At 53.0% G+C, this 14,369-nt stretch carries 11 protein-coding genes; 7 read left to right on the forward strand and 4 right to left on the reverse strand.

Annotated elements, in window-relative coordinates; all coding sequences use genetic code 11:
* Window positions 1-129 precede the first annotated feature (129 nt).
* Entirely contained in the window at window positions 130-1,323 is a 1,194-nt protein-coding gene (locus OMR58_RS07490) for an MFS transporter (protein WP_264545608.1), read from the forward strand.
* A gap of 103 nt (window positions 1,324-1,426) precedes the next feature.
* On the opposite strand, the gene OMR58_RS07495 is transcribed toward OMR58_RS07490, so the two are convergent.
* On the reverse strand, window positions 1,427-2,242 hold the full coding sequence (locus OMR58_RS07495) for a TIM barrel protein (RefSeq protein WP_264545609.1): 816 nt from the start codon (window positions 2,240-2,242) through the stop codon (window positions 1,427-1,429).
* Window positions 2,243-2,740: 498 nt separating this feature from the next.
* On the opposite strand from OMR58_RS07495, the gene OMR58_RS07500 reads away from it, so the two are divergent.
* Window positions 2,741-4,246, forward strand: a complete 1,506-nt coding sequence (locus OMR58_RS07500) for a CoA-acylating methylmalonate-semialdehyde dehydrogenase (RefSeq protein ID WP_264545610.1) — start codon at window positions 2,741-2,743, stop codon at window positions 4,244-4,246.
* A 65-nt stretch (window positions 4,247-4,311) separates the two neighbouring features.
* The gene (iolB, locus tag OMR58_RS07505) at window positions 4,312-5,130 is read left to right on the forward strand and encodes a 5-deoxy-glucuronate isomerase (RefSeq protein ID WP_264545611.1); all 819 of its coding nucleotides are present in this window, start codon (window positions 4,312-4,314) and stop codon (window positions 5,128-5,130) included.
* 150 nt (window positions 5,131-5,280) lie between these two features.
* Here the strand turns inward: iolB and OMR58_RS07510 are convergent, their stop codons facing one another.
* The gene (locus OMR58_RS07510; protein ID WP_264545612.1) at window positions 5,281-6,180 is read right to left on the reverse strand and encodes a helix-turn-helix transcriptional regulator; all 900 of its coding nucleotides are present in this window, start codon (window positions 6,178-6,180) and stop codon (window positions 5,281-5,283) included.
* 181 nt (window positions 6,181-6,361) lie between these two features.
* Here OMR58_RS07510 and OMR58_RS07515 point away from each other — a divergent pair, with 181 nt between their 5' ends.
* Window positions 6,362-7,576, forward strand: a complete 1,215-nt coding sequence (locus OMR58_RS07515; protein ID WP_264545613.1) for an MFS transporter — start codon at window positions 6,362-6,364, stop codon at window positions 7,574-7,576.
* A 41-nt stretch (window positions 7,577-7,617) separates the two neighbouring features.
* Here OMR58_RS07515 and OMR58_RS07520 read toward each other — a convergent pair whose 3' ends face one another.
* Window positions 7,618-8,454 (reverse strand): MurR/RpiR family transcriptional regulator, encoded by an 837-nt coding sequence (locus OMR58_RS07520; RefSeq protein WP_105594105.1) that lies wholly within the window; start codon window positions 8,452-8,454, stop codon window positions 7,618-7,620.
* A 631-nt stretch (window positions 8,455-9,085) separates the two neighbouring features.
* On the opposite strand from OMR58_RS07520, the gene OMR58_RS07525 reads away from it, so the two are divergent.
* The 3 genes from OMR58_RS07525 (at window position 9,086) to OMR58_RS07535 (ending at window position 11,527) form a co-directional block, all read left to right on the forward strand.
* Window positions 9,086-9,577, forward strand: coding sequence for a fimbrial protein (locus OMR58_RS07525; protein ID WP_264545614.1), 492 nt, complete (start codon window positions 9,086-9,088; stop codon window positions 9,575-9,577).
* 91 nt (window positions 9,578-9,668) lie between these two features.
* Entirely contained in the window at window positions 9,669-10,412 is a 744-nt protein-coding gene (locus OMR58_RS07530; protein ID WP_264545615.1) for a fimbria/pilus periplasmic chaperone, read from the forward strand.
* Window positions 10,413-10,474: 62 nt separating this feature from the next.
* Entirely contained in the window at window positions 10,475-11,527 is a 1,053-nt protein-coding gene (locus OMR58_RS07535; protein ID WP_200560935.1) for a fimbrial protein, read from the forward strand.
* A 451-nt stretch (window positions 11,528-11,978) separates the two neighbouring features.
* On the opposite strand, the gene OMR58_RS07540 is transcribed toward OMR58_RS07535, so the two are convergent.
* Window positions 11,979-13,901 (reverse strand): bifunctional 5-dehydro-2-deoxygluconokinase/5-dehydro-2-deoxyphosphogluconate aldolase, encoded by a 1,923-nt coding sequence (locus OMR58_RS07540; RefSeq protein ID WP_264545616.1) that lies wholly within the window; start codon window positions 13,899-13,901, stop codon window positions 11,979-11,981.
* Window positions 13,902-14,369: the final 468 nt, after the last annotated feature.

The raw sequence follows: 14,369 nt of genomic DNA on the forward strand, positions 1-14,369 counted from the left end.
GTATAGAGAGGCTTTGTGACGAAAATATGGCGGTATTCGTGCCCGCTGCGGCGAATAAATATCCGTAGGACGCTAACGGTTCAGGTATAGTGAGGCCTCGACTTTTTAGCTTTGCGAGCCGTAATTTCAATGTCAGACCCGTCAGCAGGCGACTCCGCGCAATCCGGCCTGCGCTTAAATCTGCGCATTATCTCCGTTGTTATTTTCAACTTTGCCAGCTATCTGACCATCGGGCTGCCGCTGGCGGTACTGCCCGGATACGTCCATGACGTGATGGGCTACAGCGCCTTCTGGGCCGGTCTGGTGATTAGTCTGCAATATTTCGCCACGCTGCTTAGCCGCCCTCATGCCGGGCGTTTTGCCGATCTCTGGGGACCCAAGAAAGTGGTGATCTTTGGCCTGTTCGGCGCGCTGATTTGCGGCATCTGCTACGCGCTGGCGGCACTGAGCAGCGCCATTCCCCTCGTGAGTTTACTGCTGTTATGCCTCGGCCGCGTGGTGCTGGGCGTGGGGCAGAGCTTTGCCGGAACGGGTGCCACGCTGTGGGGCGTGGGTGTGGTGGGATCGCTGCATATTGGCCGGGTGATTTCGTGGAACGGGATTTTCACCTACGGCGCGATGGCGATCGGTGCGCCGCTGGGCGTGGCAATCTATATGTGGGGCGGCCTGCTGCTGCTGGCGGCGATAGTGATCGCCATTGCGCTGGTGGCGATTGTGCTGGCGTTCCCCCGGCCTGCGGTGAAAACCAACAAGGGAAAACCGCTGCCGTTCCGTGCGGTGCTCGGGCGTATCTGGGGCTATGGGCTAATCCTGGCGATGGGCTCGGTCGGTTTCGGGGTGATCGCCACCTTTATTACCCTGTTTTATCAGGATAAAGGCTGGCAGGGTGCGGCCTTCGCCCTGACGCTGTTCAGCGTGGCGTTTGTTGGTACGCGTATGCTGTTCCCCAATGCCATCAACCGCTTTGGCGGACTGAACGTGGCGCTGGTCTGTTTCGCGGTAGAGGCGTTCGGGCTGCTGATGGTCTGGGGCTCGTGGGAGCCATGGATGGCGAAAGTGGGTGCGCTGTTGACCGGTGCCGGCTTCTCGCTGGTGTTCCCGGCGATTGGCGTGGTGGCGGTGAAAGTTGTGCCGCCGCAGAATCAGGGCAGTGCGCTGGCGACCTATACGGCCTTTATGGATCTGGCGCTGGGAATAACCGGTCCGCTGGCCGGGCTGATTATGAGCTATGCCGGGGTGCCGGTGATTTATCTGCTCAGCAGCCTGCTGGTGTGTCTGGCGATACTGGCGACGCTCCGGTTAAAACGGGTGACGACCGCATAAAAAAATGCGGCCCTGGAAGGCCGCTAAGTGACACAGATAAGAAGTGAAATCCGGCAGATTTGCCGGATTTTCCGTTGGCCGGATAAACCCGGCCACGGGATGTTTAGCCCTGCAGCAGTGCGATGCTCTGGCGAATTTCACGCTCGATGTCCGCAGCGGTCCAGTTGTCCATGCTGGAAGCGAACGGCTCGAAGGCGTAGATGCCTTTGTAGCCCAGCTTCTCCAGGCGCTGTACCTGCGACACGCTCTTCAGGCGGTCGCTTTCGCTCAGCATGATGCGTTCTTCATCGGTCAGCTTGCTGGTTTCGCGATCGTCTTCAACGCCGGACAGGTGTACCAGCCCGATGCGATTGACATCCAGACCGGCGGCGAAGTCCTGTTCCGCGCCTTCATACAGATGGTGGTGGAAGGTATCCAGCACCAGGGTAAACGGCACGTCCGCCTGGTCGATCAGCGCTAACGCCTGGCCTGCCGAGCGCAGCGAACTGACCGGGAAGCCCAGCGGCTCAACCAGTCCTTTCACGCCGTAGCGTTCAAACAGCGGTGCCAGCGTACGCAGCGCGTTAACCGTATCTTCGGCAGAAACCGGCGTACCGTCGTTCAGCGGGCACATGACCAGCGCCTTTGCGCCGATACCCTGCGCATCCTTCAGCAGCCCTTCAGCGCGAGCCAGCAGATCGTCGCTGATCTGGTTGAACGGATAAACGGCGTTAATCGTAATAATTTCCATGCCGTACTTTTCCGCCAGGTCTTTCACCTGCTGATGACTGAGATCGTCAGTCACGCTGCCGCCTTTCATATCGTTACGCAGTTCAACCTTGCTCAGACCCAGCTTCTGCACCAGCTGGAAAAAGGCTTCAATGCTCAGGGCTGGGGCAATTTTACGGTTAATGCAAATGCGGGTTGGATCGATAGCCATGTGATGGCTCCTGTTTCAGTAGGGTAATAAAAAAAACTCCACCACAGGGCCAGTCTTACCCGATCCGCATGGTGCAGTAAAAGTACGCATAAGAAAACATTTATTTCATAGTTAGTGAATAATGAAATTTAAATTTTTAGATCCGCCTCTCAAAATTTCACCGCGCATAAAAAAACACCAGCAAAAACACGGAGAAATCGCCGCGAAAAGCGCGAACAATTCCGGGGGCGTTATCGTTACGTGGTAAAACCACTGTTCCGCATGTGGCCTGCGCTGGGGGCTTTATAGCGATGCCAGCAGGCAGGACCATTTACCCGGCAGAGCCTGACCGTGAAAAATGCGATCCATGCCGCTAAAACCGAATTTTCTAAAGTGAAATATTTGAAAAATTTATTCCAATATTATACTGTCATCCCACGCATTAGAGTTTTGCCCGGCCAGGTAGCGTTGTGATTCAGACTGCCTGCATGGGAACTATCACATCAAAGAGGCCAGAACATGACTATCGTAGGAAACTTTATTGGCGGTAAAACTTCCCTGAGCGCCAGCAACGAAACCATCCCGGTTTACGATCCGGCGACCGGCAAAGTCATCCGTGAACTGACGCAGAGCACCAGCGACGAAGTGGCACACGCCATTGAAGTAGCCCACAACGCTTTCGATAGCTGGTCACGCACTTCTCCACTGCGCCGCGCCCGTATCCTGTTCAACTTTAAAACCCTGATGGAACAGCATCGTGACGAACTGGCCGCGCTGATCGTGAGCGAGCACGGTAAAGTCTGGTCAGATGCGCTGGGTGAACTGACCCGTGGTCTGGAAGTGGTTGAGTTCGCCTGTGGTATCCCACACCTGATCAAAGGTGAGAACTCAGCGGACGTCGGTACCGGCGTTGACAGCTACTCATTGATGCAGCCGCTGGGCGTGGTTGCGGGTATCACCCCGTTCAACTTCCCGGCGATGGTGCCACTGTGGATGTTCCCAATCGCGCTGGCCTGCGGTAACACCTTCGTTCTGAAGCCACCGGCTCTGGACCCGTCAGCGTCTGTTCGTATGGCTGAACTGCTGGCCGAAGCGGGCCTGCCGGATGGCGTGTTCAACGTGATCCACAGCTCTAACGAAAACGCCGAGCAGCTGTACAAAGATCCGCGCGTTCAGGCAGTGAGCTTCGTGGGTTCTTCCGGCGTTGCCGAACACATCTACACCACCGCCAGCGCACACGGTAAGCGCGTGCAGGCGTTCGGCGCGGCGAAAAACCACGCTATCGTGATGCCGGATGCCGATCTGGATGCCACCGTGAACGCCATCATGGGCGGCGCGTTTGGTTCTGCCGGCGAGCGCTGCATGGCGCTGCCAGTCGTCGTTGCCGTGGGCGACGACACCGCTGATAAACTGATTGCCGCACTGACTCCGCTGGTGAAAGCCCTGCGCGTGGGTCCTGGCATTCACAAAGGTAAAGACGAAAACGAAATGGGGCCGGTGGTTTCTGCTGCGCACCAGAAGAAAGTGCTGGGCTACATCGACAAAGGCGAAGCGGAAGGCGCGAAGCTGGTTGTTGACGGCCGTGGCATTCAGGTTGAAGGCAACCCGGACGGTTACTACGTTGGCGGCACCCTGTTCGATAACGTCACCACCGACATGGTTATCTGGCGTGAAGAGATCTTCGGACCGGTTCTGAGCATCGTACGCGCACCTGACTACAAAACCGCACTGGACCTGGTTAACAGCCACGAATTCGGTAACGGCAGCGCTATCTTCACCAGCAATGGCCACACCGGCCGCGACTTCGTACGTGAAGTGCAGGCGGGCATGGTTGGCGTTAACGTACCGGTTCCGGTACCGATGGCCTTCCACAGCTTCGGCGGCTGGAAACGTTCTGTCTTTGGCGCACTGAACGTGCACGGTCCGGACGGCGTGCGTTTCTACACCCGCATGAAGACTGCAACCGTTCGCTGGCCGAGCGGTCAGAAAACCGTGTCTGAGTTCAGCATGCCTACACTGGGCTAATCCTTTTCACCAACAATCCGCGCCGCCGGGCAGTTTGCGGCGGCGCGGGCAAAGGACAAAGCAGCATGTCATTATTAAATAAAGCAAAACAGCCCGATGCACAGGGCCGTATTCAGAACGTCACCCCGGAAAGTGCCGGCTGGCGTTATGTTGGCTTCGATGCCTATCTGCTAAAGAAAGGGCAGACCCTCCAGCTTGAAAGCGGTGATAAAGAGCTGTGTCTGGTGCTGGTTGCGGGTCTGGCTTCGGTGAAAACCCGTCAGGCCGAGTTCCCGAATATCGGTAAGCGTATGTCGCCGTTTGAGCGCACGCCGCCGTATTCCGTCTACGTGCCGCACAACGAACAAATTGAAGTGGTGGCAGAGTCCGATCTGGAACTGGCGGTATGTAATTCGCCAAGCCAGGGCAATCTGCCGGCACGTCTGATCGCGCCTGAAGATGTGGGCGTGGAGCAGCGCGGTAAAGGCCACAACAAGCGTCTGGTGCATAACATCCTGCCGGACAACAAGCCTGCCGACAGCCTGCTGGTGGTGGAAGTGTACACCAACGAAGGTGATACCAGCTCCTACCCAAGCCACAAGCATGACCAGGAAGATTCAGAAGACGAAACCTATCTGGAAGAGACGTATTATCACCGTTTCGATCCGGAGCGTGGCTTCGCCCTGCAGCGCGTCTATACCGACGATCGCTCGCTGGATGAGTGCATGGCGGTGTATAACCGCGACGTTGTTACCGTGCCGCGTGGCTACCACCCGGTAGCGACCATCGCCGGTTACGACAACTACTATTTGAACGTAATGGCCGGGCCGGTACGTTTATGGAAATTTACCTGGGAGAAAGCTCACGCCTGGGTGAACAGCGATGAGTATCCGCGCAAGAAGTAAGTTGGTTTAGTTGTAGTGATGTACCCCGGAGGGATTCCGGCTGTAGCGATGCAGTCTGAAGCCCGAAGGAAAAGGTTGATGTTGAAAACAAGCTAATAAACGGGCGGCCACCTACGGGCTGCCCGTTTTTTTATGTCTGCCGTTTACCGTTTACCGTTTGCCGCTGACCGAAGTGGGCGTGCGGCCATAAAAGCGCTGGAAGGCAGCGCTGAAGCTGGAAAGATGCTGGTAGCCAACCTTCCACGCCACGGTGGAGACGTGCAGTCCGCTTTCTAGCAGTTCCCAGGCGTGAGCCATGCGGATTTCCGTCAGCATACGGTGCGGGGTGGTATTGAACAGCGCCCGGAACCCCTGTTTCAGCGCGAATTCGTTGGTGCCGACCTGGGTACAGAGCCAGGCAACGGTGAGTGGACGGTCGTAATGCTGTTGCAGCAATTTGCGTGCGCGTACCAGCCTGTCCTGGGCCACACCGTTTAGTTCCCGGGAATTGACTGGCGGAGGGGAGAGCAATCGGGCCTGTTCCGCCAGCAGCGTCAGCGCCGCAATCTGTATTTCAAGACCGCTGGACGCACTGCCATGGAGTGCCACAATCCGCTCGGCCAGCTGCTGAATGCTGCTGCCGTGCTGGCCGGAGAATAAAGAGTGGACCTGATTATCTCTCTGCCGACCGCTGAGCAGACCGGTCAGCGCATACTGTTCCATTAGCGGCTCATCGATAATCAGCCGTAGCTGGCGCACCTGCTGGCCCGCCGGGAAAAAGCGCTCGCCGTGGCTACGGGAAAACAGGGCAACGGTGCTGTGACCGGCACGAAAATGATACTGACTGCCGTCGCGGGCATGGGTGACGGTGCTGCCTTCCAGCGCAATGGCGATAGTCAGGCTACGTATATCCCGCTCTGCAATACCCGGCTCGCGGAGTTCCCTGCGGGGTTGGTAGTGGCAGTAGGCCATGGACAGCCCTTCATCCAGCTGTAAGCGATCAACAAACCCTCGGCAGGAAGCGTGCGCGCTCGGCTGTCTTTGCCAGCAGAAACGTGGTGCTGAATTCATCTTGCCCTCTTCTTGCCGCGGGTTGGCTCCGCCTTGCCTAAACAAAGCTCCGTTATGCCTAAGAAGCGAATGATACACAATCTCATTAAGAACTTATAGTGACCCGCGGGCTATTCACGGCCTGACTCAGCATCGCGCCACAAACGGGGCGAGGATAGAAATCACCAATTCGGAGTGAGAAATGAACGAATTATCGGACGGCAATCGCCGCCTCGCCGGGGGCGCGATGGCGCGGCCAGGACAGCTCTGGCTGCTTTGGCTGGGCTTCATCATGGTGTCGCTGAATATGCGGCTGATCTTTGCAACGGTGGGGCCGCTGCTGTCGGCGCTGGACCTGAGTTTTACCTCAACGCTGCTGGTGACCACTCTGCCACTGGTGCTGCTGAGCGTTTTCTCTATTACCGGCGTGAAGCTGCGCCAGCGAATGGGGGAAGAGCGGGCGCTGTTTGTGGCGCTGGTTCTGTTGTGCCTCGGGTGTGCTATGCGCGGAGGAGGAGAAGCCATGCTCCTGCTGGGTACGGCAATTGGCAGTGTGGGTATTGCGGTGATGAACGTCATTATGCCCGCGCTGGCGCGTAAGCGTTTTCTGCCGCAGCAGATGGGGTCGGTAATGGGGATTTATGCGCTGATGCTGGGTGTCGGGGCGGTAATCGGTGCCGGTGGCGCTTTCCCACTGTTCCTTTCGCTGGGGGCGGATGAGATGGCCGCTTATCAATCTCTTGGGCTGTGGGCGATCCCGGCGCTGTTGGCGCTGCTGATCTGGCTGCCGCAGCTGCGTCACTCCGTTGCGGCGGGGCAGGTTTCCGGGGGGCACAACGGTGTGGGGAACGATCTGTATCGCCAACGCGTGGCGTGGTCGGTGACGCTATTTTTTGGATTGCAGGTGCTGAATCTGTATGTCTTCCTTGCGTGGATGCCGACCATTTTCACCAGCCGGGGCTCATCGCCTGAAAGTGCTGCGCTGCTGTTTTCCGCTTCGCAGTTTAGCCTGATGATTGGCGGCTTCCTGGTGCCGTTCCTGGCGGCGCGCGCACGCGATCAGCGCGGATTTATGGTCCTCACCATTTTGTGCTGCCTGGTGGGCACGCTCGGGATCCTGTATGCCCCCGCGAATACCGCGATGGTGTGGGTGCTGCTGCTGGGGTTTGGTCAGGGAGCCGGACCGGGACTGGGAACTTATCTGTTTGTTGTCCGCAGCGCCAGTGGTGAAAGTGCTGCCCGGCTCTCTGCGATGGCACAGAGCGTCGGCTATCTGATCGCCGGATTGGGGCCGCTGCTGGTGGGCTATCTGTGGAAATTTGTCGGTAGCTGGGATCTGCCGCTGCTGCTGGTGGCCGGGCTGCTGGTACTTGAACTGCTGGTTTGCCTGCCTGCCGGGAAGAATCAGCGGATATGAGGTGTAACCGGCGCTGGCAGGAGGCGAGCGCCGGTATGCATTTAGTTGGCGTTATTCAGCGCCAGCGAAACTGCCAGCGTCTGTGCCAGGCACAGGGAAGCCACCTGAGAACGGAATCCGTCAACCTGCGCCTCGCGCACCACGAAGCAGACGTCGCTAAAGGCGGCCAGCGGACTCACCTGGCTGTCGGTAATGGCGATCTGATGGGCACCGCGTTTGGCTCCCAGCTCAACCAGTTCAACCGCTTCACGCGCGTAAGGCGAGTAGCTGATGGCAATCACCACATCTTTTGGGTTTACCATGCTCAGCTGTTCGGCAAACATGCCACCCAGACCGTCGATTAAAAATGCACGGCGCTCAAGGTGGCGCAGAGCGTAGGTCAGGTAGGAGGCCACGCTGAACGAACGGCGCAGACCAATCACGTAGATGTTATCGGCCTCATCGAGCATTTTGACCGCTTTTTCCAGCTGCTCGGGGTTAATCTGCATTGCCAGCTGCTGAAGCGCCTGCGAGTTCACCATAGTGAACACATTCAGGATCTCAGCCGGATTTTCCGGTGCAGTTGGCGTTTCATCTGTCGCGGTCTGGCGGAACAGACGTGCACGTTCGGTGTAGTTGACCGTTTCTTCCATCAGGTGCTGACGGAACACCTGCTTCATTTCATTGAAGCCGCTGAAGCCAAAGGCATTCGAGAAACGAATTAAGGTGGAAGGCGGTACGTCTGCCTGCTGTGCAATGGAAGCGACGGTGTCGAAGGCGATACTGTTACTGTTATCCAGAATATAGCGAGCCACCTGCTTCAGGCGTTTGCTTAAGGTGTCATAACGGCGACGGATGTCGTCCTGTAGCAGTGAAAGCTGTGTTGGATTGTTGGTCATTAAGCGGCTCGCTAATCTCAAAATTGATGTTCTTCTGAACGCCATTCTACCAGATGAACAAAAAATTTCACTTGATGAAGAAAGCAGCGCCTTTTATTTCATCAGGGTTGGGAATTGGTTCACAAAATTGCAACGAACTGGCAAAAACTCAGCGGCAGTATATCTCCTGGAATGAGGTGGCGAAATCTCTGTTTCAGCATTTTATGCTGCATATTTGTCAGCGTTAAGATACGTTGTTGGTGATGACAGAACCGCTGTTCAAATCTGATCATGTCCTTGACAATTTTCCCGTTATGGCGCGGGTCTTGACTACCAGATGCGCGGTTTCAGCATTTATCCTATTGATATAATATGCATTTATGGTAAAATTGTAGTGTTATTAACTGTTTTTTTTAGAAATTATGTTTTTTTATATCGTATGTATTATTTGCTGATTTTATCAAAAAAGGAAATTATCGAAATTAACCCATGGATGATTTAACATTTCCAGGCTAAAGCATAATTGATTATAATTAAATCTAACTTGGCTAATTTCGTTTTTTTCTTAGATGGAATTTATTATCGTCAGTATATAATAATCTTATCTGGATGATTACTTGCCACTGCTGAAATAGTAAAAACTGGAAGATATATGTGCGCATGGAAGATAGCTGCAATAGCGTTTCTATTCGGTGTTTGCCTACCCGGTTACGCTGTTGATAAGGGAGCGATGACTGTTAATTTCAGAGGGCGCGTTGTTGATAAAAACCCATGCACTATCAACAATGATGAACAGATTATCGTACCTTTTGGAAATGTTTCAAAGAAAGACGCCGATGGTGTAACGATTAAAAAGAATCTGAATGTTAGTGTGAAATGTACCGGCTTGAGTTCAGGTGACGGATTAAGAATGAAAATCGTAGGTTCATCAAATACCTATGGCTACATTCTTGATACCAGCATGAAGGGTATGGGGATTGTTTTTTATAAAAATGGAAGCCGGGTTGATATTAATACATGGTTCAATTTACCTGTTCCTGCAGACAGTCTGATATTGGCAGCATCTCCTGATGTTATTGGTGAAAATATTTCAACTGGCGGTGATTTTAATGCATTAGCAACTTTGCTAGTTAATATTCAATAGGCATTATTTAAAAAATTTATGATGATCGAGATTTAACATGAGTGTCGTAGATTAATTTTTAGATGATGATGAAAAAACAGATGGATACGTTATGTTTTTATCAGTAAGTCGCCTTCTTTTTCTGTTGGCATTTATATTTTCCCCAATGACTTATGCAGCGATTGCCATACAGAAGTCACGAGTCATTTTCGACGGTGATAAACTATCACAAAGCCTGTTGGTGATTAATCAAAATCCTCATGACCCTTACCTTGCACAGGGGTGGATAGAGGACGAAAATGGCAAGCGTGTCCAGGGGCCGTTGTTGATACTGCCTCCTATTCAGCGTTTAGAACCTGGGGAAAACTCGCAGATTAAAATACAGGCGTTACCTTCGGTAAGATTGTTGCGGCAGGACCGGGAAACGTTGTTTTACTTAAACCTGCGGGAGATCCCTCCTCGGATTGAGGGAGGGAATACCTTCCAGATTGCTCTGCAAAATCGTATCAAGGTCTTCTATCGCCCTGTGGGATTGAAAAATGGGGATCTTGCCAGTCCATGGCAGTCACAGCTTGTATTAACCCGACGGGATAATCGCTGGGAGATTACGAATCCAAGCCCGTATTACATCACGCTGGTGGATGCACAGACCCATCATAAAGGACAAAAAATCGCTGATTTTACGCCATTCATGTTGGCGCCGGGGTCCAGTGAAATGTTGCCGGGTGATATCGGCGATTATGGAAATGCTCCGGTATTTACCTATTTGAATGACTATGGCGGCCGCCCAGAAGTTACTTTTAAATGTAGCCAGGAACGCTGTAATGTCATCACCAATCGGGTTCCATCTGATTAATATCCGCGATCTTTTCTTGTAATAACGTTTATCTTAAATTTAATAAATTCGCGATGGTAATCATGAAATTAATCAAAATTATTTTCGGTAGCATTTTTCCGATAAAGGTATTGACGCTTCTGACATTGACCATTTCAACGGCATATGCTGTCCCCTCTGTACCACCGGGAATGCCGAATGGTGGATGCTGGGCCGATCCAATGAACAATTTAAATGTATCATTAAATGCATCTATGTTTAGTTCAAATCTGGCAGGTGCGACGGCAACGGTCCCATTCATTACACAACCCAATCATTATCCAGGATGGTGCTATAGTGAATATGGAGCAAGGAGTGCATCTTATTTTTCAGTGGATAAAGGTATAAACACACCAGGGAAGTACTCGGGATATAATAAACTGACGGATGATGTTGATTTCCGTATCGGTATTGTTTTCGTGGACGCCAGTACTGGGCTTTCTGGTGAGTATTATCCTCCTCTTGTGAATGAATACTTTGGTTCACTGATGGGCCCTACGGGAAAAGGCGTTACCAAGCTGTCTGATGCTTATGTAGGTAATAATGGAAAAGTTTATTTTAAACTTCGCCGGAAATTAATAGGTGGTGCATTCCATATTCCCGCAGGGTTGGAGCTGGCTAGTTTATACCGCTATGTCTATTCAGGCGAGCGCCCAAATATACCGATATATCGTCTTATAACGCAACAGGCCATCATCCCTATTCCTGTCGAATGTAGTATTAATGAGGGGAAAACGATGGACATTAATTTTGGCCTGATTGACAGCTCCGTGTTAACAACGTCGGCACTGTCATCACCCTATCAGGATAACCGTCAGCTTAAGTACAAATGTAATACCACGCTGAGCCAAAATATTAAAGTTAACCTTATCGCAGAAAGTGCATCTTTCGGCGATGCCATAAGAACCTCAAACCCGAGGATTGGTGTTGTCATGCTATATAATAATAAGCCGGTAAAGCCGAATGACGGTTTTCAGACTACGTTATACAATGGCTCAGGTAGCGATTATGTCAAGTTTGCTGTGGTAGGAAATGGTTCAAAACCCGCGGCCGGTGATTTTAATGGGTCAGCAGTACTTATTATTGGGCAATTATAAAACGTTCAGTGTGAATAGTTAAATTCATCCGTTTTTCGGGGGGTGTTTACCCCTCTTATTTTTTCTTTTGATTTTTTTCGTGATTCCTGAGTTTTTAATCTTGACGTGGCATGCTGGCGGAAAATTTTCTCTAAAAAGACGCCTAAAATAACGTAGTCATTTTCATAATAAATATAGATCAGAGGGCTGGGGCTCAGTGAGAATATGCCTGGCTACTGGTACTTCAAAATGAAGTGAAAATCTTCGTGATTTTGGAACATTATGGCTTATTATCTTCATCATTTACCCTTTGCTTTTTATATCAATAATCAATTCATGAAATAAATCAATCGAATGCTTTTGGTAGCGTCATGTAATAAAAAGAAGTATTGGAAGTGATGTGCTCGCCATATGAAAACTCCCCGACAGAACCAGAATGAATTCTGATATCCGTCAGGGAGTGTGTTACTGATTACTTAGCCGGGCGCGCTTCGCGCCAGTAGCCAATCAGCGTCAGGTAATTGCTTTTAACTTTGGCAATCAGCGAGGCATCATCCAGCTCACCCTGCAGCCACTGGCGTGACGGCTGGCCGAAGATGGTGCGGCCTACCGCGAAGCCTTTGACCCATGGGCTCTTCGCCGCAGCGGCAAAGCCCGCTTTCAATTCGGCTTCCGGCGCGTCCAGGCCCAGCAGCAGGATACCGCGGCAGTGCGGATCGTTTTTCTCGATCAGCGCGCTGATTGCTTCCCATGATGCGTGTGACAGCGGCGGCAGTTTCCACCAGTCAGGCTGAATGCCCATGCTGTAGAAGTGGGTCAGAATTTCCAGATAGTACTTCTCATCTTTATCCGGGTTGCTTTCCGGCAGGATCACTTCCAGCAGCAGCTCATGGCCAGATTTGTTACAGCCTTTCCACACATCCAGGATCAGGTCGTCCTGCTCTTTACGCATTTCCGCGCTGTCGTGCGGATGGTAGAAGGTCAGACACTTGACCACGTGTTCCTGCGGCCAGTCCACCAGCTGGGAACCGATGTTACCGTGCTCAAGGCGCAGCGGACGAGAGCTTGGCTGCTCGATCGGGCGACCAATCCACCAGCCTTTACCGGTAATCGCGTTCAGCGCGGGTTGGCCGTAAGTCGTGTCCGCCAGAATACCGCAGCGGCCATCGTCCAGACCGGCTTCGCGAGCCGCTTCCTGTGCACCCTGCAACAGCAGCGTTTTCAGTTCTGGAATGCGTGAATCGTCGAAGCCCGCTTCGGCAGCCATGTCGGCCAGCTGTTTGCGGTGGTCGAAGGCGAAGATGTTCAGTTCGGTCCACTCCTGCTTACGCGTGGTGACGCGGTGCAGGTGGTTCAGACGTGCGTCCAGATCCGGGCGCTTAACGTCTTTATCGCGGCTGAGGAAATCATCCAGCTCTTCTTTCGTTGGCATGGCTGGCGCACAGCCGTGGCGAGAAACTACCAGCGCACCGCAGGCATTCGCGTAACGGCATGCCTGTTCCCAGCTTTCGTCGTTAAGCCAGCCGCGCAGCAGGCCTGACATAAAAGCATCGCCCGCGCCGAGTACGTTCAGCACTTCCACACGCACGCCGCTTTGCAGCTGTGTTTCTTCCCAGCTGTCCGGGATATCGCCTTCGAAGACGACGCAGCCCAGCGGGCCACGTTTGCAGACCAGCGTCGCTTTGGTCGCTTTACGCACGTTTTTCAGCGCAGTCAGGCTGTCGGTGCTGCCACCGGCAATGTGGAACTCTTCTTCCGTTCCCACCACCAGGTCGAAATAGTGCAGAACTTCCTGCAGCTGCTGGGTAACACGGTCGGACTCAACGAAACGCGTTTCACCATCGCCCAGTGAGGTCAGACCCCACAGCACCGGGCGGTAGTCGATATCCAGCGCGGTACGCAGGCCGTGACGGCGGGCGATTTCCAGCGCTTTCAGCACGGCTGCACGGGTATCCGCGTGGGAAAGGTGCGTGCCGGTCACGGCAACGGCGCGGGAAGAAGCGATGTAGTCTTCCTGAATATCGTCCGGCACCAGGCCCATATCGGCACAGTTGTCACGGTAGAACACCAGCGGGAAGGTTTCCTGATCTTTGATCCCCAGGATGACCAGACCGGTCAGACGCTTTTTATCGGTGATCAGGCTCTGAGTGTCGCAACCTACGCGCTGAAGCTCTTCCCGCAGGAAGCGGCCCATATGCTCATCACCAACGCGCGCCAGCATGCCTGATTTCAGTCCCTGGATTGCAGTACCGTAAGCCACGTTACCGGATGAGCCACCCAGATATTTGGCAAAGGTGGTTTCATCTTCAAGGCGCGCACCGATTTGCTGGCCATAAAGGTCGACGGCGATGCGCCCGATACAAATCACATCAAGCCGCTTCTGTTGTGTACTCATACCTGTTTTTTCCTTCTGTGATGTACCCTGGTCATCGGCGTTTTTTCGCGGTTGATTAGCCGCCGGTGGTTTCGGGTAAAGCCGACTCTGTTTGAGCTTCTCCAGCGGATCGGTGGCACGCCAGCCCGATCGAATCCGGATCTAACATGCCAACGAGTATGAGGAATAAAAATTCCAATTTCAATATGAAATGAAATTATTGCCCCAAAAGTGTGAGGTGGTTAAAACTCTTGCACAGCGGAATATCCGTACGGCAGATGTCATGCCGTTTCAGGCGGCTCAGGAGATGTGAGCGATATCTCAACTTTCTTAGATAACCAGAGTAAACGTATTGAAGTGAAAGGGTTTTTATCATTTTATGTCTGGATGAGGGTAAGCGTTTCATTTCCCCCCCTCCGATCCCCCCATTCATCCCCGTTTCACCGCAGAATTTGATCTCACTCGCAAAATGAAATGTTTCTTCTGTAA

This window comes from Erwinia sp. INIA01 (genome assembly GCF_025947915.1).
Classification (GTDB): domain Bacteria; phylum Pseudomonadota; class Gammaproteobacteria; order Enterobacterales; family Enterobacteriaceae; genus Erwinia; species Erwinia coffeiphila.

Bases quoted from the DNA above. Each gene is read 5' to 3' on its own strand.
- OMR58_RS07490 (WP_264545608.1), top strand. From the start codon at position 130: ATGTCAGACCCGTCAGCAGGCGACTCCGCGCAATCCGGCCTGCGCTTA.
- OMR58_RS07495 (WP_264545609.1), bottom strand. From the start codon at position 2,242: ATGGCTATCGATCCAACCCGCATTTGCATTAACCGTAAAATTGCCCCA.
- OMR58_RS07500 (WP_264545610.1), top strand. From the start codon at position 2,741: ATGACTATCGTAGGAAACTTTATTGGCGGTAAAACTTCCCTGAGCGCC.
- iolB (WP_264545611.1), top strand. From the start codon at position 4,312: ATGTCATTATTAAATAAAGCAAAACAGCCCGATGCACAGGGCCGTATT.
- OMR58_RS07510 (WP_264545612.1), bottom strand. From the start codon at position 6,180: ATGAATTCAGCACCACGTTTCTGCTGGCAAAGACAGCCGAGCGCGCAC.
- OMR58_RS07515 (WP_264545613.1), top strand. From the start codon at position 6,362: ATGAACGAATTATCGGACGGCAATCGCCGCCTCGCCGGGGGCGCGATG.
- OMR58_RS07520 (WP_105594105.1), bottom strand. From the start codon at position 8,454: ATGACCAACAATCCAACACAGCTTTCACTGCTACAGGACGACATCCGT.
- OMR58_RS07525 (WP_264545614.1), top strand. From the start codon at position 9,086: ATGTGCGCATGGAAGATAGCTGCAATAGCGTTTCTATTCGGTGTTTGC.
- OMR58_RS07530 (WP_264545615.1), top strand. From the start codon at position 9,669: ATGTTTTTATCAGTAAGTCGCCTTCTTTTTCTGTTGGCATTTATATTT.
- OMR58_RS07535 (WP_200560935.1), top strand. From the start codon at position 10,475: ATGAAATTAATCAAAATTATTTTCGGTAGCATTTTTCCGATAAAGGTA.
- OMR58_RS07540 (WP_264545616.1), bottom strand. From the start codon at position 13,901: ATGAGTACACAACAGAAGCGGCTTGATGTGATTTGTATCGGGCGCATC.